Source organism: Cytobacillus kochii, assembly GCF_020171845.1.
GTDB classification, from domain to species: domain Bacteria; phylum Bacillota; class Bacilli; order Bacillales; family Cytobacillaceae; genus Cytobacillus; species Cytobacillus kochii.
The window spans coordinates 190,608-217,351 of record NZ_JAIVAM010000008.1 but is presented as its reverse complement, the minus strand read 5'-3'; the positions used below and the strand labels follow the sequence as shown (position 1 = coordinate 217,351).

Below are 26,744 nucleotides of genomic sequence, written 5' to 3'. Positions count from 1 at the left end.
AGTGAATCCCCCCTTGGTCTAAATACACTTATATTAAGCTTCTTCAGCAAATAATTTCAGATAACGCCCATAGCCTTCTTTCTCCATGTCTTCATAGGGTATGAATTTTAAAGAGGCCGAATTAATACAATATCTTAATCCATTTTCACCTGGCCCATCATTAAACACATGACCTAAGTGAGAATCAGCTTCCTTACTGCGAACCTCTGTTCGAACCATATTGTGACTGTAGTCTTCTTTTTCTAATACTTCTTTCTCTTCTATTGGTTTGGTAAAACTTGGCCAACCACAGCCTGCATCATACTTTTCAGTTGAACTAAATAATGCCTTACCTGAGACGATGTCAACATATATTCCCTTTCTAAATTCATCCCAGTATTCATTTCTAAATGGCGGTTCCGTACCATTATTTTGTGTGACATAAAATTGCATCTCATTTAATTTATTCTTCAAATCTTTTTTCTCACTCATCTTTTTTCCCACCCCAATTTTGTTTAATAAATCCTGCTCTACCTGAGCCTTGATGGTAGGCCTGGTAATGAGTTGGATTTTTCTTATAATAATGTTGATGATACTCTTCTGCAGGATAGAAAGCTTTTGCTGGTAATATCTTTGTCACGATTGGATCTTTAAAAGGCCCCTCTTTCTCTAATCTTTCTTTTGAAGCTTCGGCCAATTGTTTCTGCTGTTCATTATAATAAAAAATAGCCGTCTGATAAGATTGGCCTCGATCGTAAAATTGACCACCAGTATCGGTTGGATCAATTTGTTGCCAATACAGTTCAAGTAATCTTTCATACGGGAAAATCGTTGGATCAAACGTGATTTGCACCGCTTCATAATGACCAGTCGTTTCCGAGCAAACCTCTTCATAAGTTGGATTTTCTTTATCACCGCCGGTATAACCAGATATTACCGCTTTAATGCCCGGTAACTCATCAAATGGTTTGACCATACACCAAAAACAACCACCGGCAAATGTCGCTTTTTCCTCATTATTATTCGCCATCTTGTCACACCTCATTTTTATTTTCCTTAGCTCTTAAAGAAATAGCTTGTAACACTAAGATAAAGAAAAGTGGATGTAGATGCAAATAAACAACCTTCAATTACTACTTATGTTCTCCGAAATCCTCTTCGCGATAATTTTTTATCGCATTAAACATTTCGATGAATACAATAATGAAAAATCATAAGTAAGGAGGTTGGCTTATTTAATGGTGCAGCAATCAACTTCAGAGCAAAAGGTCTTACAAAAAATGTCGTCATCTGCCAATCAACTACTGAATCAGAACTTAGATGCATTAGGCTATATCCAATTCTTTCATCTTTCTTCAAGTAGCAAAATGATAGATATCTTTATAAATGGTGTCAAGATATACAAACAAATTTCTTATAAACAATTGACTAATAAACTCGCATTACCTGCCTCTAGTTACCATATTGATATTTATCCAACTGACGTCATGGTCTCATCTTTACTTAGTAGAAAAATTGAAGTCCTCCCCGGAACATTGCATAATATCGCACTCTCAGGTGAAGCAAATGACATGAAATATACGGATACACCAACTAGTATCGCTATACCAAATTCACTCAATGCAAAATTTATTCATCTGGTAGCTGATGGTCCATCATTCAAACCGGTAATATTAGCCCCTAAAAGTGAGGAATTGCCACTCATACAATACAAGCAATCGAGTAAATGGATGAATCTTTCGCCTAGTATGCTTCAAGGCTGTATTTACGGTTACCCTTATAGAGATTATCTCACTTCGTTTCGCTTTCCCCTACAGCCTCAAAAGCAACATCTTATCTATATCTTTGGTTCTGTGACAGGAGATCCACCATTAGAACTAATGGTACTTATTCAATAACTGCCAGAACTTTTCTTATTCGTTCATATAAAAACCTGTAGCAGGTATATTACTCAATAAGAGTACTCGCTACAGGTTAATGCTTACTTTACCGGTACTAATAAGGTAAAGTCAATATCATCTTCTTCTAAATTGAAGTCATTCACTTTTACTTTTATATCACTTTTTAGATCCATTTCTGTTAACGCTACATAGATTTTCTCTTCATTTGGTTGGATGACTACCCAATCTGGTGTTTTATAATGATTATTAATGAGTTTGAGTAAGAAGGATATCGGTAAATCCATTTGGCCGATGGATAAATCCTTTTGTTCCAATACAACATCCCCGTTTGGTAATACAGAGGGTTCAAAAGACATTCTTAAACGCAACTGTTGACTGAATACCGGTAAGGTGCCATATAAATTCACTTCATCATCTAACCTTACTTCATAGTCCAGTCCTCCGTCTAAAATTTCTTCCTCTAAGTAATAATTAATTAAGAGGTTTAAATCATTTTTATTTGTTGATATATGAAATGGAGCGTAATCCGCCTCATTTAATTGCACACTTTCATAAGGGTCATCCTTCGCTGGAATACTAACCATAATAAATAAAATAAGCGCAAATAGAATGATTATACCCAGTAGCCCTAAGAAAAGCACTTTCCATTTATTCCCCTTCAATGAAGCTCCCCCTTAATTCTCTTTATTTTCAATGACAGACTTAATTCCTATTTGATCTAAAACTTGATAAATTCTCCCTGCCATTAATTCATATCCTCGATCATTAGGATGGAAATGATCTGTGAATAGTAGATTTTCTTCACTCGCTTCAAAAATATCATCCACATTTACAAAGTACATGTTCTCATACTCACCTAGTACTTGTTGGCTGGCTATATTCCACTGACGCATGATCAAACTTAGCTCTTTAATACTCGAAAACCATTCTAAAAAAGGGTTATATAATCCCACTAATAAAACTGTGCTGTTCGGATTATATTCTCGAATGGTATGTAGAATTGTATTTAAATTATCTTCAAAAACATCTTGTTCTTTTTCAAAAGCAGCGACATTTAATTTGGTAAAATTAGATCGGACTACCTTCATAATATCATTGCCACCAATAGTAATAATAACGAGATCCGATTCTGTTACCGCATTTTTTACTTTGTCCATATTAAGCCGTTCTAATAATTGGTTTGACCGATTCCCTTTTACACCATAATTAATAAAACTTGTATAATTAATCGACCGATGCTCCTCTAAGAGCTTTTCCAAATAGGGTATATACCCACCACTTTCAGTCGTGTCGCCTACACCCTGGGTCAATGAATCACCGATTGATACGACATTTAAATCGATGGGAAAAAATTCTGCAGGAATATCTTGTTTAGTTAAATCCTCCATTTGTTTTGCTTCAGCGGCCTCATTATCGCTTGTCATCGCATTGGTATTACAACCCGCCAATAGAACCATGATTGATAGTAATAAGGTGAATATTCTTTTCAATTCTTTCTCACCTCTTTATTAAAGTATGTTTCATTATATCATGTTGTGGTATTCACATAAAAAAGTGTGATTACTTAATAATATTAAATTATACTCTTTTAACCACTATTAAACTTAAATGAAGAGAATAATTTAAATAAAATACTATCTATGGGACCAGAAGAGACATTTTTTCACTTGATAATTTTATGAAATAAAGTTAAAAGCAATACTTAAAGAGGTAAATATATTAGCACAAAAAAAGAAGCAAGAACAAGCTTTGAGTTTACACTTTAGGCTTGGACTTGCTTCTAAGATCTGTTTAATGAAATTATTGTATTTTTTTTATATCGGCAATGATTTCTTCATAAGGAACATCGGATACACCATCATAATCCTTCATAACCACACCATTTTGATCGACTAAATAAATTGAAGTCTGATGAATGACTTGATCATCATTCTTTGGTTTTTTTACTAATGACTTGAAAGAATCAACAGCAAAGCTTTCAATCTCTTCTTGGGTATAGCCCGTTAAAAAGTGCCAGTTTGAAAAGTCTATTTCATAGTTGTTCGCAAAATCCTTTAATGCCTCAGGACTGTCCACAGTTGGATCCACACTAAAAGAAACAAACTCTACATTTTCAATCCCTTCTTCTTTAACCTTATCTTGCAATTGACTCATATTATATGTCATTGGTGGACAGACCGTTTCACAACTAGTAAAAATAAAATCAGCTATCCAAACTTTCCCTTCTAAATCACTTAAACCTACAGCTTGATTGTCTTGATTAGTATAATTAAAATCTTCCACATCATAGTTTAGTGCATTTTCTATTCCACTTTGGCCACAAGCGGCTAGCATAATTGTAAAAAGACCAATAACCGCGACTAATTTTTTCAACACTGTCACCTGCTTTTATGTATTTATCAATTCAACATTAATGTAACAAACGAAATTGTTTGAATGAAGAAAAAAGTATGACATCTATGTGAACAAAGGAAAATAATGCAAATACCTCTTCTAATAATCGAATAGAAGAGGCATTTACTGCTTAAAGGTTATTCGATGTGATAACAAAAACCAATTGCGCCTTCACCGGTATGGGTACTAATAATTGGTGTTGTATCCTCTATTGTTACATGATTAAATCCTGTTAATTCACTGATTACTTCTTTCAGTTTTCTTGCTAATTCTAACCCACCCGCATGGGTAATTCCTACACTTTTAATCGTCTTTCCTTTTGCATCTTCTACTAATTGTTTGGATAAAAACTTTATCACTTGAGAGTGACTTCGTACCTTTGTTATGGGTGTATACACGCCATCTGCTAACGAAGCAATCGGTTTAATATTTAATAGAGAGCCGATTAAACCTTTTCCTTTGCCTATTCTTCCACCTTTAATCAGGTTTTCCAAAGTGTCTACAACAACATAAAGTTTCGTATTTTCTTGAATTTCTTGAATTCTCTGGATAATACGCTTGTAATCTTCTCCCTTATCTGCGAGTTCAGCAGCAGCTATGACTTGAAATGCCAACGCTTTTGAAATGAACCGAGAATCAATAACAGTCACATTGGCCTCTGTTATGTCTGCGGCCGTTCGAGCAGAATCAACTGTCCCACTCATTCCTCCAGTCATATGGATAGAAATAATTTCATCGTAACCATCTTTGTTTAGTTGATCATACAATTCTACAAATGTCCCTGTTGCAGGTTGAGAACTTTTAGGAAGCTCATCAGACTGTCGCATTAAATCCAGAAATTCTTGGGGCGTAATATCGACACGGTCCTCATAAGATTGTCCATTAATATTGATTGTTAATGGTACAACAGCTATATCTAACTTTGTAATCATTTCAGCTGATAAGTCAACAGTTGAATCCGTTACAATTTTTATTCTAGTCATTCATTCACGTCCTATCATAGCAATTCAACCTTCATTATACATGTATATCACTACGATTAAAAGATTTATGTTGAAACGTCTTTATACTGTCAAAATTACAATAAAAAAGATTATTACATCTATTTTATGATTTTTTTAGTTAGGTAAACTGGACAAATAATCAATAACAAAACAATAGATTTCAAAATAAATGTTAACAAAAATACATGATTTTGAAAGGCATATTAGCTTTTATATCTATGTGGACCCTCTTTATAACTTTCTCAACTTGTTCACTACACTAAAAAAAGACCCCTTTACGGGATCTATCATGCATTGCTTTTTAATTCTTTTGTTTGAAATACCATCTCAACATCTGACCACTTCATCACACGTTTTAAATACTCTTTAAATGAGTACACAGTTGTCTTACAATGTTCCGTATGATAAATTTTCGTTACAAACTGCTGTAGTCGAATGTGTACTAAGAAAAAACAAGGACTATCCTTATCCACTAAAGGAATCTCTGTAATCTTCACCTTCTGTCCAAATACATTTCTGAACTCTAGGCTTTTACATATCAAAATATCAATCCTCATTTTCACCCGTTTAATCGTATTATACATCATTTCGTTTAATAATTCTTCTAGATTTTTTGCGCTTCATAAAATTATGATGAGGAGCTTTCCAATGCTTCTAATTGTTCTTTCTTTAACTTTCTGCGATAAACGATTTTTGATAAGGTAATACTGATTTCATATAGGACAAGAAGCGGAATACTAACGATAATATCTGACATTAAATCAGGTGGTGAAATAATAACAGAAATCACTACAAGAACAAAATAAGCGTATTTCCTGATTTTTGTTAACACGTATGGGTTAATAATCCCGAGGGATGTTAAAAACATCGCCACAACTGGCAATTCAAATAGTATTCCAAAAGGCAACGTCATATGAAATATAAACTGAAAATACTTATCTACCGTAAAACTCATTTCCATCATACCTTCACTTAACCCCGTCAAAAAGTTAAACAATGTAGGCATAATGACAAAATAACCAAAGCTTAGCCCAACTAAAAACAATGCAAAAAGAGCTGGAATGTAAGCTAATGTAACTTTTCTCTCTTTAGGCACAAGTCCAGGTTTAACAAATTGCCATAATTGCAATGCTACAACTGGTATTGTCCCAGCTATAGCAATAACAGAAGCAATCGTAAAATACACCCAAATGATATCACTCGGACCAAGTACAATTAACTGCTCTTTCAAATCACGGACAAACCATTGGTAAATATGATCGACGAACAGAAAACCGACAATAAAAAACAAAACAAATGCCACTATACAAAGAATTAACCGCTTTCTTAATTCCTCTAGATGCTCAATATAATTCAATTCTTCTTGTTTCATAACCTACTCCTGCTTCGTTTTCATTTAACCTGTTGAATCTTGCTTCACTTCTGTCCACTATTTAAGACGAACAAAATGGAAAACCCACACAAAAAACGAGAAACATGTGGTTAGGTCAAAAGTAGTTGATTACCTTGACTAATACATGTTTCTAATTTTCACAATTATTCATTTTCATAACTATATGTAGCCCTATCGATTAGGCCTTTTTATTCATTGTCTCTCTCTCAGCATCATCGTCATTGGCTAATTCTTTCGTAGATTTCTTAAACTCTCTTAATGTATCACCAAGCGCGCGACCAATTTCGGGTAATTTCTTTGGACCGAAGATGATGAGTGCCAGCACAAGAATGAGAATAAGTCCTGGAAAACCTATGTTTGAAAACATGAAAAACATCCCCTTAAACTGTTGTTCAAGCCATCCCCATTATAGCGTTATTTTAAAAGAAAAGTCAATTAATTCCTAACAATCATTAGACTAAAAGATGAAACAAATTTTCATCATTGTTAATTTCTTGGTAAGAGAATCCTTTTCTATTCATGCGCTCGATTAAACTATGATTATCGCGTCGATTCTTTAGCTCAATACCGACTAGAGCTGGACCACTACCTTTATTGTTCTTCTTTGTATATTCAAATCTTACAATATCATCCGTAGGACCAAGCACCTCATCTAAAAACTCTCGTAATGCCCCTGCTCTTTGTGGAAAATTAACAATAAAATAATACAATAATCCTTCGTACAATAAGGATCGTTCTTTAATTTCCTGCATTCTTTCAATGTCATTATTTCCACCGCTTAAAACACATACAATTGACTTTCCTTTAATCTCCTCTTTATAAAAATCTAAAGCTGCAATTGATAATGCTCCTGCTGGTTCAGCAACAATTGCATGCTCATTGTATAATTCTAATATTGTTGTACAAACTTTTCCTTCTGGGACACTAATAATGTCATCTACATATCGTTTACAAATATCAAATGTCATCTCGCCCACTCTTTTCACTGCTGCACCGTCGATGAATTTATCAATTTCATCTAGAGCCACCACTTGATTTTGTTGAACGGATTCCTTCATCGAAGAAGCTCCTTCAGGCTCGACACCAATCATTTTCGTTAGAGGTGACACACTTTTAATGTACGTGGACAAACCAGACATCAATCCGCCCCCGCCAATACTTGCGAAAACATAATCAATTGGTTCATCGCAATCATGAAGCATTTCAACAGCAATAGTTCCTTGGCCAGCTATCACATGCTCATCTTCAAAGGGATGAATAAATGTGCGACCTTCCTGATTACAGCACGCCTGAGCCTCTGCGAATGAATCATCAAATGTATCGCCAACAAGGATAATTTCAATTGAATCTTTGCCGAATAATTCAACTTGGCTTACCTTCTGTTTAGGTGTAGTTGCCGGCATAAAGATTTTCCCATTAATACCTAATCGATGGCAAGCATAGGCCACCCCTTGTGCATGATTACCTGCACTCGCACAAACAACGCCGTTCTTTATACGTTCCTCTGGTAATGACATCACTGAATAATAGGCACCTCTTAGTTTAAAAGAGCGTACATGTTGCAAATCTTCCCGTTTAATATACACATTGCACTCATATCTTTCAGACAAGCGATTATTTTTTTGCAGCGGTGTATGGGCAACGATATCCTTTAAGTGCTGGTACGCAATCAAGATATCCTCCAATTGCACCATTTTCTCTTTCACTGCTCTCTGTTCCATTTGTCAACTCATCCCTTTTCCTTTTGTAATTTGTACATTATAACATGAGAATAATAGATTGATGCACAATTTTTTAAAAATTCATGTTTTTTTAAAATGAAAACGGTTACTTTATTTCTGATTTTAATTCCCAATAAATGGAAGAATAATCATTTGCTTCCTAGAAAAAAATTGATGAGGAGATTATAGTGAATCGGACATAAGACATGGAGTACATACACTTAAAATTGTTACCGACCAATAATAGGTTGCACGCCTTTTTAGAAGTAAAAACTGGATTAACGCTTTTTCATATGTTATTTTCTCGTTATTCATGATATGAGGGCAAATTGGCAATGTCATTTTACGTGCAAGAGTCAGAAGAAAAAAGGAGACAACTGATACAAATCATTTTTTCTTACAAGGATCAGCAGAAAAAAGATAAATGTAGGTGTACCCACCCATAACACATAATTGTTTTTGGACATTCTTAAATAATCAAAATAAGAGATTGATAGCTTAACGTTTATAGTTACGTCGCATAATGCCATTTTCTTACTCCCTGCCTGTTTTAGGGTAGGCAAATAGATAAAGAGCAAACACTTCATAGGAGACCATGAAAAAAACACGAAGCCTCTTCGTGTTTTTAATGACTCCATAAAGAAGCCGTCTCTTTTATTTTCTAACATACACTTGAAATTCGTAATCGTAAGCATTTTTTTCGTCTTTGCTTCGTTTCTCGACGGACACTTGTTTCCATTCAGTGAGGTCGAATGATGGAAAGCTTGTGTCACCCTCGATTTCAGCATGAATTTTAGTAATATAGAGCTTATCTGCATAAGGTAAAGTAGATTGATAAATTTGCGCTCCACCAATGACAAAAACTTCCTGCTGTTTTTCTTGACTGTATGTAATTAATTGTTCAATCGAATTTAATACTGTTGCTTGCTCTGGAGAAAAATCTGTATTCCTAGTAATGACAATATTTTCTCTTCCTGGTAGTGGTCTTCCAAGTGAGAGCCATGTTCTTCTCCCCATAGCAACTGGGTGACCTAACGTCGTCTCTTTAAAAAACTGCAAGTCCCCTGGTAAATGCCACGGTAACTGATTATCTTTTCCTATCACTCTATTCTCACTCATTGCCCAAATTAATGAAATCATTTTCATATCCTCCAATCGGCACTAGCAATTAATTATAAGTTTAATATAATTCTCTGCACTTGAAAAGAAAATCCAATAATAAAGCTTCTCAGCAAAAGAAAAGCACTCATACCATGAAGAGTGCTTTTTCTACTTAAACGGCAACTGGGGCTTTAATTGTTGGATGAGGATCATAGCCCTCAATTGCTAAATCTTCCATTTCTATATCAAAAATCGAGGTTTTATTGTTATCAATTCGTAGTTGCGGCAATGCCTTTGGTGTTCTTGATAATTGTTCCTGTACTTGCTCAAGATGATTCGAATAAATATGCGCATCACTGATTGTATGAACAAACTCACCAACCTCTAAACCACACTCATGAGCAATTAAATGAGTGAGTAACGAATAGGAAGCCACATTAAATGGAATCCCTAAGAAGGTATCGCCACTGCGTTGTAATAGATGGCAACTCAACTTTCCATTTATGACATAAAACTGGAACATGGCATGACAAGGAGGTAATGCGGCTTTGCTTCCTTTTCCACCTGCATTGATCACATCTTCAGGATTCCATGCATTCACAATGATTCGCCTTGAGTCAGGGTTATTTTTTATCTGTTCTATCGCATCTTTTAACTGGTCAAGCTCTTCGCCAGTTGAAGCAGTCCAATTTCTCCATTGCTTTCCATATACATTTCCTAAATCTCCGTATTTTTCTGCAAACTCATCGTTAGTAAGGATTCTTTCACAAAACTGTTGTAATTCTTTTTGATAGATTTCATTAAACTCGCTATCAATTAAACAACGTCTACCAAAGTCTGTCATATCAGGACCGTTATATTCATCTGATTCAACCCATTTTTTAAATGCCCATTCATCCCAAATATGGTTATTATGCTGCAATAAATAGCGAATGTTTGTATCACCTTTAATAAACCAGAGTAATTCACTTGCAATTAAACGGAACGGTACACGCTTTGTTGTAAATAATGGGAATCCTTGACTTAAATCGAAACGCATTTGATAGCCAAAAACACTTAAAGTTCCAGTACCAGTACGATCTTGTTTTTTTTGTCCATTTGTTAAAATATGTTGTAGCATGTCTAAATATGCCTGTTCTGGATGTTTCTCCATGATACTCACCTCTTAAACTTTATATCTTAATGATTATGGCCCGCCATTTGTCTAATAAAAGAAAACGTTTTTGGCGCATTTTCATACAAGTAACTTCTCGTTTCTACATTCAAAAAATAAAGGGCAAAACTCTCAGCAAAATATTCTTCGGAAAACGTAGAGAAATAGGAATCATTTGGAAATAATTGTGGTTGCTCTTCTTGCCAAATACGAATAAATTGGCTATTCGAACGGATTTCCTCAAAGATATAACGATCAATGGAATGTGCCAGCTCATGCAATTCCAAATTAACGGAGCCATGGTCCATCCCTTGGTCACTATAGCCTATTTTTACAAGCACTGTTTTCCCTCCACCAATGCCTGGAACTTGATCCCATGTCGTTGATGAAGTATATCCACGTGGAATCATTCCAGTTAGATGTCTTACGCTAGGATTCTCTGTCAACCTGCCTGAAAAAAGCTTAATCTTAATATTTTGATTGTCTATTTTTTGTAATAAGGTAGACGGTAATTGGTCCAAGCGGGATATGATGGCCGCTGCTTCTATTTCATCAAAAGATTCTGTTGGTAATAAGACAATCTCTCCTAACAAATCTTCTGATGTGAGATCCACTGCTTGCTTTAGGTCTGAAGAATATGGATAGTTCTTTAACTGAATCGCACCGATATCGGCTTGTGAACTTCCCATTAATGTTAAGGAAACAACTAAAAATAAGCCTGTAAATATCCACTTTTTCATAGCTGTTCCTCCCTTTTCTATCATTAATCGTATCATTACTAGTCTATTAATTATATCATAGATTTTCATTAAATATAAAAAGGACTAATCAAAGATCAGCCCTTTTAATCTCGCACACTTATGAATAAGAACGAACAATATCGCTTAAGCTAGCAGCTTGCGTACCATTCCCTACCGCTGCAAATTTCCAGTCTTGACCATGGCGGTAAATCTCACCAGCAACTAAACTTGTTTTCCCATCATAATTTTCCGTTAAGTTAAAATGAATTAACTCTTGATGGTTATTTGAATTGACAATGCGAATAAAAGCATTCTGAATCATACCAAAATGTTGTTTTCGTTTTACACAATCATAAATATTAACAACAAATACAAGTTTATGGATATGACTTGGAATACGACTCAAATCGATAAGGATTTGTTCATCATCACCATCTCCATCGCCTGTTAAATTATCACCGGTATGTTGAATGCTTCCATCACCACTTTTTAAATTACCAAAATAAATGACATCTTTATTGCTACGTAATTTATCGTTATCCCCAAGCAAAATAACCGAAGCGTCACAATCGATATCGACACCCCCACCGCCTCCAAAGAGACCAGCTAATAGTCCACCACTACTTTTTTGCTTTACTGGATCCCATCCTAAACCAACAAGTATTTTTGAAAGACTTGGATTCCCTTTTGTTAAATCTACTCTTTGTCCCTTTTGTAAACTAATCGCCATTGTTTATCTCCCCTTTGTTTTTTTATCTCTTGTTCTTCATATTGCGAAAATTATCTTGCAATTGTTCTAATTTTTTCGTTCCTTCTTCTCTTAATTTGCGATTCTCTTCCTCAATCGACTTTGTTTCTTGCATCCCCTTCATGATGATATCCCAAGACTGTTCAATTGTTTCAATCTTAATACTTGGTCCACCAGCAAGTCTTGCAATGTCTGTACTTTGTTGTGATATATTTTGCGCATTTCTAACTAACATTTCATTTGTTCTGCGATCTAATTCACTCATCGAATCAGCAACGAGCTTTTGCCTTTTCGCTGCCATCGCTTGAATAAGACCATTTTTGAAGATTGGAATCGTCGTCACAAAAGCTGAATTAATTTTCCCAATTAATTTCGTATTCCCTCTTTGAAGCATGCGGATTTGTGGTGCCGTTTGTAATGCAACCATTTTCGCCATTTCTAAATCATACACTCGTTGATCTAATAATTCGACTGCATTTCTTAGAGTATCTAATTGCATAGAGGCCATTTGATCACCTGCAATTGCTTTTTGCTCTAATTGTGGCAATTGATTGGCTTTCAGTTCATCAGATTTCATCTGACCAGCAACAGCATACTGTTCAAGTGAAAGGTAATATTGATAGTTTTCCTCATACATCCTATCTAACGTAGTAGTTGCTTCAACCATTTCATTTTGATATTTAGAGATTTCAACATAAATTTTATCGATTTCCTTGCCCATTGTTTGGTATTTTCCAAACAGCTTTTCAATGAGTTTTTCGCCCTTTTTGAAGAGTTTATCAAAGAAACCTGGCTTTTCTTTCTCAAAATCTTTCGGGTCAAACTGATCCATAATTTTTCCTAGCTGTTTCAATAATTCTCCGGAATCCTCTACTTTTGTTGTTCTCATATTGCCGAGAATTTGATCAGAAAACTTGGATATTTCCTCAGCTGGTTCTTTACCAAATTCTAAAATTTGAATTTGATCGCGCTCGTCTATTGAGGCAGCGAGTTGTTGAACCTCTTTATTTTCTCTTAAAGCTAGTTTAATTTGACTTGCAGATGCTTCTGTTAACTTGTCTTCTGGGTTTGTTGAAATGACATCCAAATTCGTTTGCATACCAGATGAATTCATTTATTTCACTCCTTTATAACTTCTTGAAAATTTTAGTTAGTGCAGATTTTATGAAAGATGGTTCTTTATACTCTAATTCAAAAATGACATCTTCCAACCAATGAACATCATATAAACGCTCATCAATATAATTCTCAATATCATTATGTCCTGCTGGATTATAAACAGTGATATCCACACCGAACTGATTCATTAAAAGTAGCAATACGGCATCATGGCGACTCATTAAGCCATTTAATTCGTTGTTATATAAGATAAGCTTAGGTACATCTTGTGAATAATCAAAACGTTGAATGAGTTGTAGCATCTTACCTTGGAGTTGCATACTTTGAGCGAAAATATAAACCTTTAAATCTTCTTCAGATTCATTTGCTTGTTTTTTTAATAATGATTTTTCACAAATTTTTCTTATCGCATAGGCTATCCCTTGCTGTAAGCCATTAGGTAAATGCTTGTAAGTCCAAAAATGAGCATTCATCACTTTATCTGGATCAACTAATCCGTCTTGATCAAGTGCATTACGATAATGGTAGCGATAATCGCTGCTCACCCCTTTTGAAAAAGGAAAAGAGCGGATTAAATAACTATGATCGTTTTCCTCAAGTGTGTGAAGCCTTTCCCAGTATTCTTTGCGGTCTCTACTGACACCTTGAATTTTTGCAAATACGTGCGGAATTTTCACAACCTTGCCTGCCACTTCAAAATTAGGGCGAATCATCGCCTTTTCTTTAACAAGTAGAAAAAGTTCATCATAAGTTGTTTTCAACGTAAGCGACGCGGGCAAATATTCTCGTAATTGCCATGGCTTAAAAATACCTGATCCATCTTGATTAAGTATCGATTCTATTTCTTTTGATGCACGATAGGCAACGGTCGATTTTCTTCGTCGCTTTTCAGTTGGAAAAGGTTCAGCCTCATTCTTATTTTGAAAATGATGCACCGGAGTATTTGCCCAATCTAATTGAAACGAGGCAAACGCATCTTCTCCACTAGGTGATATGTAAATCACATCACAACCGAGCGAAAGTAAATAGTAAATAAAGTAAGCATGCGTTTTTTTATAAGGTCCATACCAAATAAATTTCGGGAGCTTTACTGTTAAATCAGCGTTGGTTAAGCTTTCTCCCAAATGGTTATGAGACCATTTAATAAGATCTGTTAAGATTCTACGCAAATCATTATGCTTAAGCCCACCTTCCTCTTTATCAGAGAAAAGTTGTAATGTTTCCATTAATGCTTCGCGGATTTTACGCTGAATAGCTGGTAGTTCTGAACGAAGTAGTAATCCTTCCCCATCTAAAAATGCCACAAATCGATTAATTGAAAGCTGCTGATCTCTATGGATATTAATAACCTTTTGAATGGACTTAAAATGTTCATTATTCATCGATTTGTCTAAATGGTCTTCACCGATTACTGAAATATCGAACGTTGGATCATGAGCTAGGTCAAACAGTTCATTATAATAGGCATCCTCGTCTAATGGTACACCTAATAACCGGAGAAAGATTTGATTATAAGTAAGTGTACGATTGGCCACCTCATACATCGGCCTTTCATTTAGTGGCGTTTTTAATGCTTCTTTATACCCTTCATATGTAACTGCCATTCGGATATTTTTCACATGACTATGAGTGACATTCATTGACTGATCCCTTCCCTTTAATACATTCGTCTTACAGGTTCAATTTGTATATATATTGTTGTTTTAGAAACAATGATTATAAACACGTATCCATTTCATCTTAACATAATTAGTTACGATATGAAGCTATTGAATAAGGGCTTCTGCCATTTTCACCATTTACTGTGGTTATGCATATAGTTGCATTACTAAGGATACCTGTATTTGCTTCAAACGAAAGGATAAATGTAATCAAAGGATGGATTAAAAATGAGAATGTTAGCGAAGCGTTCCAAGTTACCTAATATCGATTCAGAATTAAAAATACTAGAACAAACTTTAAATTCCTCAATATTTATAATGCTTGATTTACTCTTTTTGGCTGCCTTTCTTTCATTATTCACCTATACAGTTCACCAGTCCATTTTCTACACGAGCATGATCTTTATTTTCTTTATCACAGCTGGATTGGTTGTATTTTCTGTTGTAAATCGGATCTTTCGCTCCGGTCCGCAGGATTGGTAACTGTCTGAAGTATTTTAGTAAGGAATTCTTCTGTTGCCAGCATCCCTTTTTCCTTTGTTAACCAATGAGAAGACTTCTTTAAATGTTGAGCCAGTTCTCCATGAGCAGGAACAAATGATTCATCACAAATTTTTAAAAAGTCATAATCTAATAATGAATCTCCTGCACCGAATAAATATTGGGCCCCTTCATTTTCTACGATATACTGTAGTGCCCTACCTTTGCTAATCGCATTGGGTATAAAATATAATTTTCTACCTTGCAAAGAAATACGCCATCCAAGCCCTTCTGCAGTTAGGCGTATTTCAGCCAATTGGCAATCTGACAATGTTTCCATTAGCACATAGTAGAAAAACCAACCATCTGCTTCACGCAATCTACCCTCTATCTTAAATGGGAATAAATGATTCAATAGCTTCTCTTTCGTTCCACTCTTATCATAGACTTCTCGCTTGATACTTTCTTCCCAATTAAGCAAAGGCTGACCATTATATAGAATTTGTGCGCCATTGGCAACAACTGCATAACGATGGCTAAAAGGAAATTCAATCCGCTCAAATTGTTGCCGTGTTCGTGTAGTAATTGGCACGAACAGAAGGGTATTGCGAATTTGTTGTAATAATTTTATGGCACGATCACTCATCACAGATAAAGCTTTATTATTTTTATATTCAACAACGGTTGCAGTTTTACTTGGAATTTCTTCCAATTGCGATATCGCTGTCTCTGAATAGATTAATGTCCGATCTAAATCTGAGGCAAAAATTCCTCCTCTCATTGGATAACCTTCTTAATTAGCCCACAACATGTATAGCTCATTTGTGGATAATGAACCAATTCAATCTTTCTCTCCTCAGCAAGTGCAAACAAATGCTTTAGATAAGGACTCTTTTTATCTTTAATCAGTATTTTCCAAGGTACCCTTCTTAAAGCTACTCTCGTCGTTTCACCTACACCTGGTTTAACGAAATGAGAAGATTCGATCCCGAACTCCTTTTGGATTCTTAGTATTTCATTCATACCTGAAAAGGTCGCTCCGTAATTTCCATCCACTATTTTACTTGCTTCCTGCTTTGCTATAGAAACAACTTTTTGAAATTGCTGAGTTATTGTGTCTAAATAGATGTTTGATAAATCCTCATCAATCATATGATGATAATATTTCGCCCCATGAAAATCCTTTTCACCAATCCATTGATTATTTAAGACCGTCCTGCTGACAAGTCCAGAGACAGTCGAATTTAAGCAAGCACTCGGAATTAAAAAGTCTTCCCTCGTTCCAAATACGGTTGTACAATGGCCAGGGTCAGCTAAAACAGCCAATGTATCATCAATTTTCACCCCATATTTATGAAAGAATAAGTGGCATGCATTTGTTAATTCTATCGAAATGGCACCTTTTCCTGTCCAACCGTCTACGAATTGAATTATTCCCTTTGAATGTTTTTCTAAAATATAGTGAAGGGCATTTTCATCGATTCCTCTATCGCGAATAATAGAAATACTATAATGTGGCAAATCTACATGGTATTTAAAAAACAAATATCTTTTGATTAAAATGCCTATTGGTGTACCTGCTCTCGCTAGTGAAACCAAAACTGTCTGTTTGCCTTTAGCTGCATAAATCTGTTCTGCTACAACAGCTATACTTAAAGCCACTTTCTCTTTAAATTCGTCTAAAGAACGAAAGAAAAGATCGATATACGCTTTTGGTGGCTGGTATTCTATTGGTAAGGTTTCACTATAATGAGCACCTGATTGAATGGCGTGTTCTCTGTTTTCTGTTGTATCTTCTAAACGGATATGACTTAAATCCTTTAAAAGAAAGGTGACCTCTCTCGGGTCATATGACCCAAACATAGGCTGCCTGGCGACAATAGTCAAATCACCTCACTCCTTTCAAAAAGACGACTTGAATACTTGGTATCTTTATCTGTTGTAAAAACTTGCTTAAAACCTGTTCATCTACTAATCTTTCAAAAAAGATAAATACTTCATCATATGTTTCCGGTGGAATATTATAGATATAGTTCACCACTTCTTCCATTTCAGGGCTAGGAAAAGTCATACCAAAGCGTGCACCATAGGATGGTTTATTATGGACATGAATAGGGCTACGGGTTGTACTTTGATACTTTACACTCCCCTCCATTAAGCTAGCTATTTTCATTGGCAAATACATAAACTCACCTGTGCCGATACATAAAATATGTTTACCCTTTCTTTTTTGATCAAGAAATGTTGCAACCTTTTCTGCTTTTGAATTTAATAAAACGTTCACTTTACTATCCAAACCGAATCGACCACTCTCAGCAATATAAGGAACAGTGTGGAAGGGAGACTTTTGATTTGTCGTAGGATAATACTTAGAAGCAAACAGCATAGGTAATTCTTTTTCTATGTAAATTTCATTCATTTCTGTAGATGGATGGTACAGGTCTACACTTTCTTCCTCCTTAATAACTGGGTTCCCATCTACTTCAACCTCGCCAGCAAGAAGGGATATATGACGTATAGTGATATCTAACGCTTCCTCTAATTCAATAAATGCATTCTTGTTGGTCTCATTTCTCCAATCAAGAATAGAAACAACAGTATAATGCTTCCTCGGAAACTTATCATGTAATGATGTGATAATATTTCGCGCTGTCTTTCCAGTCGTCACTTCATCATCTACTAATATAATTTCCCGACTATTTTGCAACAAATTGGCATCGATATAACAACGATGAGAAGTAGCGTGTGAATGCTCTTCCTCAAAATGAATGATCGATTCAACGCTTAAAAGATCTTCTCTCGTTGTATGAAAATAATCTGCATTCTTAAACGCTTGAAAAAATGCCTGACCGAGCGCTGTCGCAGTTTCTGCAAAACCAATAATGATGGGAGAATATTGATCGCCAATAAATGCTGTATCACTAAATTTCGTTTGCTTATTTTTCAGTACATCCACAAAGGGTGATGACGGCGAAAGCTTTTTCCCTTCCACATCCTTTAGGTAGTTTTCTGCTAATAACAGTCCCGTTGCTAATCCTTTTGCCGGCGAGATAGGCAGATGTTTTCCTAACACTTTACTAACGAATAAAAAGGATCTTTTTTTATTCTTTCTTGCTGCCATCTGGAATAATTCATCGAATTTAAAATGGTAAGGATTATAGTTGATATTTAGCTTCACCTGCATGGGCTCGATGACGTCTATCATGTGATAACTGTTGGAAGAAATCAATTGTGTTGTATTGTTCATTTAGCACCCCGTAAACTCTTGATTTTAACTCTATTTTCTTTGCCCAATCATAGTGGGGCTTCATTTCGTTCATTTTGTTCTGACTGGCACTTTTCATCACACCATGGGCCCCATTTGAATGATTTAATATATCCATTGCATCATTGTATTCTTCATAAGTCACAGTGTTTAAAGCTTGTACCGGCGTAATTTGCGTGGGATGTATAATCGTTTTTCCGATGATACCATTACTAATATCGAGCAATATTTCTGCTATGAATCCTCTCATCTCTTTCGGTAGTTTGTTCATAAATGACGAGGATTCCATGATTTGCTCCGTTTGATTACTTAGTAAGTTAACTTTTTCTTTAGAAACAAAGTGCTCCCAAACAGGTCCAGAAAGTAAGTAATGATTAGGTGCCCTTTGAAAAAAGTTCATAATGTCTGCTAAACAATCTCTCAATACAGCAATATCATATAATGAAGTGGATGTGTTTCTTCTTATTCCTAATAGTCCACAAAAATCTGTCGCCCCAATCCGGATATTCAAAATAAAATGAGCGTACTTATCGAATATTCCCTTTAGTTTTTTTAACTCTTCCATTCTTGTTTCTTTAAATAGAACTTCTTTCGTTTCAAGGATTGGCATCGCATATAATTCATGGCCACTATTTCGTAAATCACTAACGAGTTGCAGCATTTCTTCACCATCGATTGAAGAGAATTTTGGAATGACAATACCAGTTAGTAACTGCCATTCATCTTTAAATAAAGTGATTAACCGGACTAACTGCTCTTTATTTCTTATACGAATAAAAAGCAATGGCAATTCTTCTAATGTAATAAAGCCTCTAGAAATATCTTGTCGAAGTTTATGTAAGGAATGCTGCAACCCCCTTTCCGCTACTTCCACTTCCAAATCACCAATACTATCTTCCAAACAAATGACAACTGATGTTAGACCAGCGTGCTTTTTATTAATCAAATCTTGATGGATAGCAGGACGTGTTGCAGGCATATAAAGGGTAGCAGCTAATGCATATGCAAGCTCATTCTTCGGTGTGTATTTATTAAATGTCGTCGGTTCTTTAAAAAAGTACTCATCTAGTGCAGCTTGAGATAAATCTGTAAATAACCTCATACGCCAACTCCTTTTTTTAATTTCGGAAAAATTTAATAGAGGGGACCCAGAAATAATTGCAATTATTATCAGATATTGGAAGATATTGATGGAGTGAAAAAAGAGGGATGAAGCAATTCATCCCCTTTTCTTATGAGCCTGCTGCTTCAGTACGTTTTCTCTTCGCATGTACAATAAAAGTAATTGCAAAAACAATCACAAGTACACCAAAGAAATACATATGATCAATGTGAATACCTCCTGCACTTAACAACATCTTTAAAGAGATTAATAGAATAAGAATATAAGAGCTTGTTTCAAGTTCAGGTACACGGTCAATTAATTTTAAGAATACTCCTGCAACACCCCTCATCATAATGATACCTAGCATACCACCAACAAGAAGTACCCATATTTCTTGACTCACACCTAGTGCTGCTAAAATGCTATCAATTGAAAAAGCAATATCCATTAATTCAACGGCAATAACTGTTCCCCAAAATGTCCCGAACAGACGAATTAATAAGCCTCGTTGATTGATTCCTTCCAACGCTTCTTCGTCTTCTGCTTCTTCTGCTTTCTTTTTGTCGATAAAATATTTAATAGCTAACCAGCCTAAGTAAGCGGCTCCTAATACTTTTATCCACCAAAATTTAATTAAAAATACACCTACACCTATCGCTAAAAAACGGAAGAAATAAGCGCCAAGTAACCCATAAAAAAGTGCTTTCTTTCGTTGTTTTGGTGGTAGGTGCTTAACCATTACTGCTAAGACAAGCGCATTATCCGCTGAAAGCAAGCCTTCTAAAATGACCAATGTGCCAATCAGCACCCATGCATCTGGTCGAGATAATGCCTCAACCCACATATCCCAATCAAAGAAACTAGAATAGGTATGTAGGATTCCATCGATAATTTCCATAGTGAATTTTTCCCCCTGATCAACTTTATATACTATCGTTCTTCACCTAGTATATACGAATATGTACTAGAAAAGTTTCAATTTTTGAAATTAACTCATCCATTTTGGCGGGGTATTTTTATCCCAATAGATGGATCCAAGTTCGTGGTGAGTTTGGAATTGATCAAAGGCAGTATGATAATGGAAATTAAACCAATAACCTTGCTGCGGTGGATGATCTCTTCTGACATGAAAACGAATGACATCTTTTTGCTTTGTCTCATCTGCTATATGAAAAATTCGTTCTGAAACGCCCGCAGAGGCCGTTTCAGTGATACTCAAATGATGCAGATTCTCCTCTGTATACTGCTCTGCAACTTCTGAAATCGCCTTTTCTATATTAGGGAGTATGACGATTTGAAATTCTGATTCAATGACCGGTTTAATTTTTTCACCAAACTTTTCGAAAGAATGCTTTTCCGCGGAAGTAACCATTTCCTTTATAAAATCCTCCCTCGAAACTTGTGAAGTTTCTTCTACACTTACATCTGGTAAGCTTTCAGCTAAAACTGCTTTTCTTGGTGACTTATCTTCATCATGCTGAATAGGTAATAAACTCGTTGGTGTCACCAATCCAAATGTAAAGATTGTCACCATCACCACTAATGATTTTCTTAACCAACTCGGCAAGTGTATCTCCTCCTCAGATGACTTTCATTATTTATTTAAAAATGCCACTTTTCTCAATACGGGAAACAACTTCTAATAATGTTTCTTCTGATTGGACAATACCCATGCGTACATAACCTTCGCCCCATTCACCAAAGGCAATTCCAGGTGTTACAACGACTCCTGCTTTTTCAATTAATTCAAGTGCGAATGGCTTAGATTTCATTCCATCCGGTAATCTCCCCCATACGAACATCGACCCTTTAGGTAAAGCCACATCCCAACCTACTTCTCGTAATCCAAGAACAAAAGAATCTCTTCTTTTTTTATAGACCGCTCTCAATTCATCTAAAAAGGACGAATCATCAGCTAACGCCTGTACAGCAGCCATTTGAATAGGATAAAAAACGCCATAGTCAAGGTTAGACTTTAGATTACTTAGAAGAGAAATAACTTTACGATTTCCTGCAGCATAAGCCACACGACACCCTGCCATATTAAAGCTTTTAGATAACGAGTTCATTTCAATCCCTACATCCATCGCACCATCAACTGATAAAAAACTAATTGGCGCCTCTTCAAAATATAATTCAGAGTAAGCAAAATCGTGGAGAATGACAATGTCATTTTCTTTCGCATAATCGATTGCTTGTCCAAAAAATTCTTTTGTCGCCAGGGCAGGAACCGGATTTCCAGGATAATTTAGAATCATTAACTTTGCTTTTTTACTAACTTCTTTTGGAATATCAGCGAAAGAAGGTAAGTAATCATTTTCTTCTTTTAACGGCATACGATACATTTGCCCACCTGCAAGATTCACACCTGCTTCGTACGCTGTATAACCAGGATCTGGAACGAGTACTATATCACCAGGATTACAAAGCACCATTGGTAAATGGACCAAACCATCTTGTGAGCCCATCAGTAACGTGGTTTCTTCCTTCGCATCAAGGGTTACGCCGTATTTTCTACTGTAATAATTCGCCACTGCCTCATGAAACTCTGGAACCCCTTTTAATGTGTAACCATAAAGCTTTGGATCACTTGCCATTTCGCCCATCATCTTTGTTATAATGGGAGGAGGTGGTAAATCGGGACTACCGACACTAAGATCGATTATTTTTATGCCTTCTTCTAGTTTCCGTTGCTTGATTTCAGCTAGTTCCGAAAAAATACTCTCTTGGAATTGCTCCATTCTCGCTGCCATTTGAATATTCATGTTCATTGCCTCACAAAATTTTTCTTTTATTCTACCATATTTTATCACTTTTTGGGCATTGGTTCATGATTAATTGCTGCTTTTTTGGGGGATATATACAAATAAGAATATAAGAAGGGGGAAGGTACATAATGGATTCTAGTTGGATAGCGCTTGTTGGTGGTTTAGTACTACTTGCTTACTTTGTTTATATGTGCATCACTGATTAAAAAACGTTTACCATTAGTTTCGATTGCTGTAGCCATTAGGAAGGCAACAGCAATCTTTTTATCTTTTTTCCCACACACCGTAGTGGAATTTCGCTGATTTACGTTTGATTTGCTGAAATGCAAAGGCTTGGAATCTTTCACTACGGAAATGATCCTTCAATACCACTCTCTCTTTAGACACGCGCTTCGCCTCAATAATCATTTCATCAGTTAAATCACCTTTGTATGTAATCGAATGTAATGCATTGATATTAGACGATTCTTTTATCGTTGTTTCAAACATGGGATCAATATAGACACATTCAAAGGAAGAATCAGGTACAGATTTCAAGTAATCGATGGCTAAATCATGAACTACTTCGATTCTTTCCATACTGTTTTTCATGATTACGTTATCATTTGGCCATTCTTTCAGACCTTGACCAACGAAATACGCTATCACTTTACTTGCTTCTAACCCAATTACCTTCCCGGTCTCACCTACAGCATAACTTGCCACAATGCTATCTGAAGCTAGCCCAAGTGTGCAATCCAGAAAAGAAGAACCCGCTTTTAGTTGACAAATTTCTATCAAAGGATCATGTTCACCTTTTTGCAAACGCTTAAGGCGGAACATTGCTGAACTAGGATGAAAGAAAAAAGGTCTTTCCTCACCCACTTTATATAGTTCCATTCGCTCTTTTCCAACGACAATTCCGTTCGTTTCGTATTGATTGACCATACTCTTTATTGTTCTTTTTCTTCTATGTAAAAAGGGAAGGTTCAGCGTCATTGCTACCTGTTTTGCCTTATTGGTTTCGTCAGGATTTGTCCTTGCTGATGTTGTAACAAACATCAAAACACCTACTTATTTTATTGAAATTAAAAAGCAACAGTCAGGATAAGAGTGCTCCTAACTGCTGCATTCAATCACCTTTTATCGTGTGATCCTTTTTATAATTTATTATCAAACGCTGCTAATAAATTGTGCATAATTTCTTCCATAGAGTGATCTTCAATATCATGACGTGGAATAAAATGTACCACTTCTTTCCCTTTAAGAAGGGCCATAGATGGAGAAGACGGCTCAATACCTGTGAAATATTCACGCATTTTCGCTGTTGCATCTTTATCTTGACCAGCAAAAACTGTCACTAAATTGTCTGGTTTCTTTTCTGCATTTAATACAGCCTGAGTCACTGCTGGTCTTGCTAATCCTGCTGCACAGCCACAAACAGAATTCACGACAACTAATGTTGTACCTTCTGCTTGCTCCATATAATCGTTTACTTGTTCTTCAGTTGTTAATTCGCTAAAACCGGCCTGAACAAGCTCAGCTCTCATCGGCTTCACAACTTGTTTCATATACTCTTCATAAGCCATAGACATAAATATTTCCCTCCTTTACTAATGATTGCACAGTAAGCATACTATATTTCAAGCCTATATTGCAAAGTTATCGTTCTCCGATATAAAAGGAATAGCTCATGGTAGACGTTTGAATAATTGGAAATCCAAGATATTTATGACTGGGCGGATGCTTCTAAGTCTATGGCTGGATTCCACCTTTTTTGAGGTGTTGATGTATGTGTTTTTTAAGATAACACCAAAAGTGCGGTGGTATCGCACGTCTCAAAGGGAGGCATACCCAGACACATTAATTAACTAACAAACGAAAGAGCCCATATTTGAATAGTCTTACTATAAATTTTGCCTGAGGTTAGTCAATTAGCCATAAAAACTGCAACTAGCCGAAGTGACTATTGATTGCCCTTCCTCTTTTTTCTAAGCAAACTATAATGGACAGTATTGTTAGAACATCCGTTGATGAACACAGCGTCACAGTTTATACCTTCTTGTTTAAACCCTAGACGTTCAGATATATTTCTAATCATATTTGAAACAGCTCTTATTACTCAAAACCTGTTTGCACTGCTCTCAACCTTATTTGCGAGCCTGAGTGACTTGCAAAACCTGTTTGCACTGCTCTCAACCTCATTTCCGAATCTGAGTGACTCGCAAATCCAATTTGTATAGCTCTCAACCTCATTTGCGAGCCTGAGTGACTTCCAAATCCAATTTGCATAGCTCTCAACCTCATTTGAGAATCTGAGTGACTTCCAAATCCAATTTGCAAAGCGCTCAACCTCACATGCAAACCTGAGTAACTTGCAAATCCTGTTTGCATAGCTCTCTACCTTATTTGCGAGCCTAAGTGACTCGCAAATCCAATTTGCACTGCTCTCTACCTCATTTCCGAATCTGAGTGACTTGCAAATCCAATTTGAACAGCTCTCAACCTCATTTCCGAATCTGAGTGACTCGCAAATCCAATTTGCATAGCTCTCAACCTCATTTGCGAATCTGAGTGACTTGCAAAACCTGTTTGCATAGCACTCTACCTTATTTGCGAGCCTGAGTGACTTCCAAATCCAATTTGCATAGCTCTCAACCTCATTTGCGAGCCTGAGTGACTTCCAAATCCAATTTGCAAAGCGCTCAACCTCACTTGCAAACCTGAGTGACTTGCAAATCCAATTTGTGCAGCTCTCAACCTCACTTGCGAATCTGAGTAACTTGTAAAACCTGTTTGCACTGCTCTCAACCTCATTTGCGAATCTGAGTGACTCGCAAATCCAATTTGCATAGCTGTCAACCTCATTTGCGAATCTGAGTGACTTGCAAAACCTGTTTGCACTGCTCTCAACCTCATTTCCGAATCTAAGTGACTCGCAAATCCAATTTGCATAGCTCTCAACCTCATTTGCGAATCTGAGTGACTTCCAAATCCAATTTGCAAAGCGCTCAACCTCACATGCAAACCTGAGTAACTTGCAAATCCTGTTTGCATAGCTCTCTACCTTATTTGCGAGCCTAAGTGACTCGCAAATCCAATTTGCACTGCTCTCTACCTCATTTCCGAATCTGAGTGACTTGCAAATCCAATTTGAACAGCTCTCAACCTCATTTCCGAATCTGAGTGACTCGCAAATCCAATTTGCATAGCTCTCAACCTCATTTGCGAATCTGAGTGACTTGCAAAACCAGTTTGCACTGCTCTCAACCTCATTTCCGAATCTGAGTGACTCGCAAATCCAATTTGCATAGCACTCTACCTTATTTGCGAGCCTGAGTGACTTGCTAATCCAATTTGCATAGCTCTCAACCTCATTTGCGAATCTGAGTGACTTCCAAATCCAATTTGCAAAGCGCTCAACCTCACTTCCGAATCTAAGTGACTCGCAAATCCAATTTGCATAGCTCTCAACCTCATTTGCGAATCTGAGTGACTTCCAAATCCAATTTGCAAAGCGCTCAACCTCACTTGCAAACCTGAGTGACTTGCAAAACCTGTTTGCATAGCTCTCTACCTTATTTGCGAATCTGAGTGACTGCAAATCCTGTTTGCATAGCTCTCTACCTTATTTGCGGGCCTAAGTGACTCGCAAATCCAATTTGCACTGCTCTCAAACCTCACTTGCAAACTTGAGTGACTTGCAAATCCAATTTGCACTGCTCTCAAACCTCATTTCCGAATCTGAGTGACTCGCAAATCCAATTTGCATAGCTCTCAACCTCATTTGCGAGCCTAAGTGACTTCCAAATCCAATTTGCAAAGCGCTCAACCTTATTTGCGAATCTGAGTGACTTGCAAAACCTGTTTGCACTGCTCTCTACCTCATTTGCGAATCTGAGTGACTTCCAAATCCAATTGGCACAGCTCTCAACCTCACTTGCAAACCTGAGTGATTTGCAAAACCTGTTTGCATAGCTCTCATTCCCTTTTTCAAACCTGGTCGACGTGCAATTCCGGTTCACCCACTCTTTTTCACTCAACTCATGCAGGCACGCACACAACTCGACATAACACTATTCCTGCTGATGTAAAAACCTTCTATATCTATGTCTCTATCTCTACTTTTTGATCTCGTTTCTTTTGTACTGAACCCTGCTTATGCTCAGTTCTAACACAAAAAAATTTAACTACTCTTCATCGTATACTGATAATGATTGAAAAAGGACACCT

The 26,744-nt window shown here is 36.3% G+C and carries 32 protein-coding genes; 1 reads left to right on the top strand and 31 read right to left on the bottom strand.

Annotation, left to right across the window (positions count from 1 at the left end):
• Nucleotides 1–33 precede the first annotated feature (33 nt).
• Entirely contained in the window at nt 34–471 is a 438-nt protein-coding gene (gene msrB / locus LCM23_RS14170) for a peptide-methionine (R)-S-oxide reductase MsrB (RefSeq protein WP_224937540.1), read from the bottom strand.
• On the bottom strand, nt 464–1,009 hold the full coding sequence (gene msrA / locus LCM23_RS14165) for a peptide-methionine (S)-S-oxide reductase MsrA (RefSeq protein WP_224937539.1): 546 nt from the start codon (nt 1,007–1,009) through the stop codon (nt 464–466). Before msrA ends, msrB begins: the two co-directional genes overlap by 8 nt.
• A gap of 208 nt (nt 1,010–1,217) precedes the next feature.
• Between msrA and LCM23_RS14160 the strand changes: the two genes are divergently transcribed.
• Entirely contained in the window at nt 1,218–1,877 is a 660-nt protein-coding gene (locus LCM23_RS14160) for a DUF4397 domain-containing protein (RefSeq protein ID WP_224937538.1), read from the top strand.
• Nucleotides 1,878–1,960: 83 nt separating this feature from the next.
• Here LCM23_RS14160 and LCM23_RS14155 read toward each other — a convergent pair whose 3' ends face one another.
• From LCM23_RS14155 to LCM23_RS14015, 29 genes are all read right to left on the bottom strand, one after another.
• Nucleotides 1,961–2,542, bottom strand: coding sequence for a YpmS family protein (locus LCM23_RS14155; RefSeq protein ID WP_224937537.1), 582 nt, complete (start codon nt 2,540–2,542; stop codon nt 1,961–1,963).
• A 12-nt stretch (nt 2,543–2,554) separates the two neighbouring features.
• Nucleotides 2,555–3,370: an SGNH/GDSL hydrolase family protein gene (locus tag LCM23_RS14150; RefSeq protein WP_224937536.1), complete on the bottom strand. Its 816-nt coding sequence runs from the start codon at nt 3,368–3,370 to the stop codon at nt 2,555–2,557.
• Nucleotides 3,371–3,680: 310 nt separating this feature from the next.
• Nucleotides 3,681–4,256, bottom strand: a complete 576-nt coding sequence (locus LCM23_RS14145) for an SCO family protein (protein ID WP_281202358.1) — start codon at nt 4,254–4,256, stop codon at nt 3,681–3,683.
• A gap of 155 nt (nt 4,257–4,411) precedes the next feature.
• Nucleotides 4,412–5,257 (bottom strand): DegV family protein, encoded by an 846-nt coding sequence (locus LCM23_RS14140; RefSeq protein WP_224937534.1) that lies wholly within the window; start codon nt 5,255–5,257, stop codon nt 4,412–4,414.
• A gap of 308 nt (nt 5,258–5,565) precedes the next feature.
• On the bottom strand, nt 5,566–5,820 hold the full coding sequence (locus LCM23_RS14135; RefSeq protein ID WP_095372867.1) for a DUF2535 family protein: 255 nt from the start codon (nt 5,818–5,820) through the stop codon (nt 5,566–5,568).
• 86 nt (nt 5,821–5,906) lie between these two features.
• Nucleotides 5,907–6,650, bottom strand: a complete 744-nt coding sequence (gene tatC / locus LCM23_RS14130; RefSeq protein ID WP_224937533.1) for a twin-arginine translocase subunit TatC — start codon at nt 6,648–6,650, stop codon at nt 5,907–5,909.
• A 199-nt stretch (nt 6,651–6,849) separates the two neighbouring features.
• A complete protein-coding gene (locus LCM23_RS14125; protein ID WP_095372866.1) occupies nt 6,850–7,038 on the bottom strand; it encodes a twin-arginine translocase TatA/TatE family subunit in 189 nt (62 codons plus the stop codon).
• An 85-nt stretch (nt 7,039–7,123) separates the two neighbouring features.
• Nucleotides 7,124–8,392: a threonine ammonia-lyase IlvA gene (gene ilvA / locus LCM23_RS14120; RefSeq protein WP_224937532.1), complete on the bottom strand. Its 1,269-nt coding sequence runs from the start codon at nt 8,390–8,392 to the stop codon at nt 7,124–7,126.
• 654 nt (nt 8,393–9,046) lie between these two features.
• Nucleotides 9,047–9,532 carry a dihydrofolate reductase gene (locus tag LCM23_RS14115; protein ID WP_095372864.1) on the bottom strand — a complete coding sequence of 162 codons (486 nt, stop codon included), beginning with the start codon at nt 9,530–9,532 and terminating at the stop codon, nt 9,047–9,049.
• A gap of 133 nt (nt 9,533–9,665) precedes the next feature.
• On the bottom strand, nt 9,666–10,646 hold the full coding sequence (locus LCM23_RS14110) for a thymidylate synthase (RefSeq protein WP_224937531.1): 981 nt from the start codon (nt 10,644–10,646) through the stop codon (nt 9,666–9,668).
• A gap of 26 nt (nt 10,647–10,672) precedes the next feature.
• A complete protein-coding gene (locus LCM23_RS14105) occupies nt 10,673–11,386 on the bottom strand; it encodes an anthrax toxin lethal factor-related metalloendopeptidase (protein WP_224937530.1) in 714 nt (237 codons plus the stop codon).
• Between the two features lie 118 nt (nt 11,387–11,504).
• On the bottom strand, nt 11,505–12,116 hold the full coding sequence (locus tag LCM23_RS14100; protein WP_224937529.1) for a TerD family protein: 612 nt from the start codon (nt 12,114–12,116) through the stop codon (nt 11,505–11,507).
• A gap of 22 nt (nt 12,117–12,138) precedes the next feature.
• A complete protein-coding gene (locus tag LCM23_RS14095; RefSeq protein ID WP_404826612.1) occupies nt 12,139–13,233 on the bottom strand; it encodes a toxic anion resistance protein in 1,095 nt (364 codons plus the stop codon).
• Between the two features lie 28 nt (nt 13,234–13,261).
• Nucleotides 13,262–14,893 carry a YceG family protein gene (locus LCM23_RS14090; RefSeq protein ID WP_224937527.1) on the bottom strand — a complete coding sequence of 544 codons (1,632 nt, stop codon included), beginning with the start codon at nt 14,891–14,893 and terminating at the stop codon, nt 13,262–13,264.
• Nucleotides 14,894–15,329: 436 nt separating this feature from the next.
• On the bottom strand, nt 15,330–16,175 hold the full coding sequence (locus tag LCM23_RS14085) for an HAD family hydrolase (RefSeq protein WP_224937526.1): 846 nt from the start codon (nt 16,173–16,175) through the stop codon (nt 15,330–15,332).
• Complete coding sequence (locus tag LCM23_RS14080; protein WP_224937649.1) at nt 16,172–17,257, bottom strand: cysteine protease StiP family protein; 1,086 nt, start codon at nt 17,255–17,257, stop codon at nt 16,172–16,174. The genes LCM23_RS14085 and LCM23_RS14080 overlap by 4 nt, the downstream gene beginning before the upstream one ends.
• A 25-nt stretch (nt 17,258–17,282) precedes the next feature.
• Nucleotides 17,283–18,641 carry a phosphoribosyltransferase family protein gene (locus tag LCM23_RS14075; protein ID WP_224937525.1) on the bottom strand — a complete coding sequence of 453 codons (1,359 nt, stop codon included), beginning with the start codon at nt 18,639–18,641 and terminating at the stop codon, nt 17,283–17,285.
• Nucleotides 18,550–19,761, bottom strand: a complete 1,212-nt coding sequence (locus tag LCM23_RS14070; RefSeq protein ID WP_224937524.1) for an HpcH/HpaI aldolase/citrate lyase family protein — start codon at nt 19,759–19,761, stop codon at nt 18,550–18,552. The genes LCM23_RS14075 and LCM23_RS14070 overlap by 92 nt, the downstream gene beginning before the upstream one ends.
• Before the next feature lie 130 nt (nt 19,762–19,891).
• Nucleotides 19,892–20,662: a TerC family protein gene (locus LCM23_RS14065; protein WP_224937523.1), complete on the bottom strand. Its 771-nt coding sequence runs from the start codon at nt 20,660–20,662 to the stop codon at nt 19,892–19,894.
• Between the two features lie 90 nt (nt 20,663–20,752).
• Nucleotides 20,753–21,337, bottom strand: coding sequence for a YpjP family protein (locus LCM23_RS14060; protein ID WP_404826611.1), 585 nt, complete (start codon nt 21,335–21,337; stop codon nt 20,753–20,755).
• Between the two features lie 25 nt (nt 21,338–21,362).
• Nucleotides 21,363–22,529, bottom strand: coding sequence for an LL-diaminopimelate aminotransferase (locus LCM23_RS14055; RefSeq protein WP_224937521.1), 1,167 nt, complete (start codon nt 22,527–22,529; stop codon nt 21,363–21,365).
• A gap of 267 nt (nt 22,530–22,796) precedes the next feature.
• Complete coding sequence (locus LCM23_RS14050) at nt 22,797–23,573, bottom strand: class I SAM-dependent methyltransferase (RefSeq protein WP_224937520.1); 777 nt, start codon at nt 23,571–23,573, stop codon at nt 22,797–22,799.
• A 98-nt stretch (nt 23,574–23,671) separates the two neighbouring features.
• Nucleotides 23,672–24,106 (bottom strand): BrxA/BrxB family bacilliredoxin, encoded by a 435-nt coding sequence (locus LCM23_RS14045; RefSeq protein ID WP_224937519.1) that lies wholly within the window; start codon nt 24,104–24,106, stop codon nt 23,672–23,674.
• A gap of 523 nt (nt 24,107–24,629) precedes the next feature.
• Nucleotides 24,630–24,905: a hypothetical protein gene (locus LCM23_RS14040; protein ID WP_224937518.1), complete on the bottom strand. Its 276-nt coding sequence runs from the start codon at nt 24,903–24,905 to the stop codon at nt 24,630–24,632.
• 57 nt (nt 24,906–24,962) lie between these two features.
• Entirely contained in the window at nt 24,963–25,109 is a 147-nt protein-coding gene (locus tag LCM23_RS14035) for a hypothetical protein (protein WP_224937517.1), read from the bottom strand.
• Between the two features lie 6 nt (nt 25,110–25,115).
• Nucleotides 25,116–25,568 (bottom strand): hypothetical protein, encoded by a 453-nt coding sequence (locus tag LCM23_RS14030; protein ID WP_224937516.1) that lies wholly within the window; start codon nt 25,566–25,568, stop codon nt 25,116–25,118.
• Between the two features lie 57 nt (nt 25,569–25,625).
• The gene (locus tag LCM23_RS14025; RefSeq protein WP_224937515.1) at nt 25,626–25,823 is read right to left on the bottom strand and encodes a hypothetical protein; all 198 of its coding nucleotides are present in this window, start codon (nt 25,821–25,823) and stop codon (nt 25,626–25,628) included.
• Between the two features lie 6 nt (nt 25,824–25,829).
• Nucleotides 25,830–26,078: a hypothetical protein gene (locus LCM23_RS14020; RefSeq protein ID WP_224937514.1), complete on the bottom strand. Its 249-nt coding sequence runs from the start codon at nt 26,076–26,078 to the stop codon at nt 25,830–25,832.
• Nucleotides 26,079–26,184: 106 nt separating this feature from the next.
• Complete coding sequence (locus LCM23_RS14015) at nt 26,185–26,385, bottom strand: hypothetical protein (protein ID WP_224937513.1); 201 nt, start codon at nt 26,383–26,385, stop codon at nt 26,185–26,187.
• Nucleotides 26,386–26,744 lie beyond the last annotated feature (359 nt).

Coding starts and splice junctions, on each gene's coding strand:
- msrB (WP_224937540.1), bottom strand. CDS start 471: ATGAGTGAGAAAAAAGATTTGAAGAATAAATTAAATGAGATGCAATTT.
- msrA (WP_224937539.1), bottom strand. CDS start 1,009: ATGGCGAATAATAATGAGGAAAAAGCGACATTTGCCGGTGGTTGTTTT.
- LCM23_RS14160 (WP_224937538.1), top strand. CDS start 1,218: ATGGTGCAGCAATCAACTTCAGAGCAAAAGGTCTTACAAAAAATGTCG.
- LCM23_RS14140 (WP_224937534.1), bottom strand. CDS start 5,257: ATGACTAGAATAAAAATTGTAACGGATTCAACTGTTGACTTATCAGCT.
- tatC (WP_224937533.1), bottom strand. CDS start 6,650: ATGAAACAAGAAGAATTGAATTATATTGAGCATCTAGAGGAATTAAGA.
- LCM23_RS14125 (WP_095372866.1), bottom strand. CDS start 7,038: ATGTTTTCAAACATAGGTTTTCCAGGACTTATTCTCATTCTTGTGCTG.
- ilvA (WP_224937532.1), bottom strand. CDS start 8,392: ATGGAACAGAGAGCAGTGAAAGAGAAAATGGTGCAATTGGAGGATATC.
- LCM23_RS14115 (WP_095372864.1), bottom strand. CDS start 9,532: ATGATTTCATTAATTTGGGCAATGAGTGAGAATAGAGTGATAGGAAAA.
- LCM23_RS14110 (WP_224937531.1), bottom strand. CDS start 10,646: ATGGAGAAACATCCAGAACAGGCATATTTAGACATGCTACAACATATT.
- LCM23_RS14105 (WP_224937530.1), bottom strand. CDS start 11,386: ATGAAAAAGTGGATATTTACAGGCTTATTTTTAGTTGTTTCCTTAACA.
- LCM23_RS14100 (WP_224937529.1), bottom strand. CDS start 12,116: ATGGCGATTAGTTTACAAAAGGGACAAAGAGTAGATTTAACAAAAGGG.
- LCM23_RS14095 (WP_404826612.1), bottom strand. CDS start 13,233: ATGCAAACGAATTTGGATGTCATTTCAACAAACCCAGAAGACAAGTTA.
- LCM23_RS14090 (WP_224937527.1), bottom strand. CDS start 14,893: ATGAATGTCACTCATAGTCATGTGAAAAATATCCGAATGGCAGTTACA.
- LCM23_RS14085 (WP_224937526.1), bottom strand. CDS start 16,175: ATGAGAGGAGGAATTTTTGCCTCAGATTTAGATCGGACATTAATCTAT.
- LCM23_RS14080 (WP_224937649.1), bottom strand. CDS start 17,257: ATGTTTGGGTCATATGACCCGAGAGAGGTCACCTTTCTTTTAAAGGAT.
- LCM23_RS14075 (WP_224937525.1), bottom strand. CDS start 18,641: ATGAACAATACAACACAATTGATTTCTTCCAACAGTTATCACATGATA.
- LCM23_RS14070 (WP_224937524.1), bottom strand. CDS start 19,761: ATGAGGTTATTTACAGATTTATCTCAAGCTGCACTAGATGAGTACTTT.
- LCM23_RS14065 (WP_224937523.1), bottom strand. CDS start 20,662: ATGGAAATTATCGATGGAATCCTACATACCTATTCTAGTTTCTTTGAT.
- LCM23_RS14055 (WP_224937521.1), bottom strand. CDS start 22,529: ATGAATATTCAAATGGCAGCGAGAATGGAGCAATTCCAAGAGAGTATT.
- LCM23_RS14050 (WP_224937520.1), bottom strand. CDS start 23,573: ATGTTTGTTACAACATCAGCAAGGACAAATCCTGACGAAACCAATAAG.
- LCM23_RS14045 (WP_224937519.1), bottom strand. CDS start 24,106: ATGTCTATGGCTTATGAAGAGTATATGAAACAAGTTGTGAAGCCGATG.
- LCM23_RS14040 (WP_224937518.1), bottom strand. CDS start 24,905: ATGCAAACAGGATTTGCAAGTTACTCAGGTTTGCATGTGAGGTTGAGC.
- LCM23_RS14035 (WP_224937517.1), bottom strand. CDS start 25,109: ATGCAAACAGGTTTTGCAAGTCACTCAGATTCGCAAATGAGGTTGAGA.
- LCM23_RS14030 (WP_224937516.1), bottom strand. CDS start 25,568: ATGCAAACAGGATTTGCAAGTTACTCAGGTTTGCATGTGAGGTTGAGC.
- LCM23_RS14025 (WP_224937515.1), bottom strand. CDS start 25,823: ATGCAAATTGGATTTGCGAGTCACTCAGATTCGGAAATGAGGTTGAGA.
- LCM23_RS14020 (WP_224937514.1), bottom strand. CDS start 26,078: ATGCAAACAGGTTTTGCAAGTCACTCAGGTTTGCAAGTGAGGTTGAGC.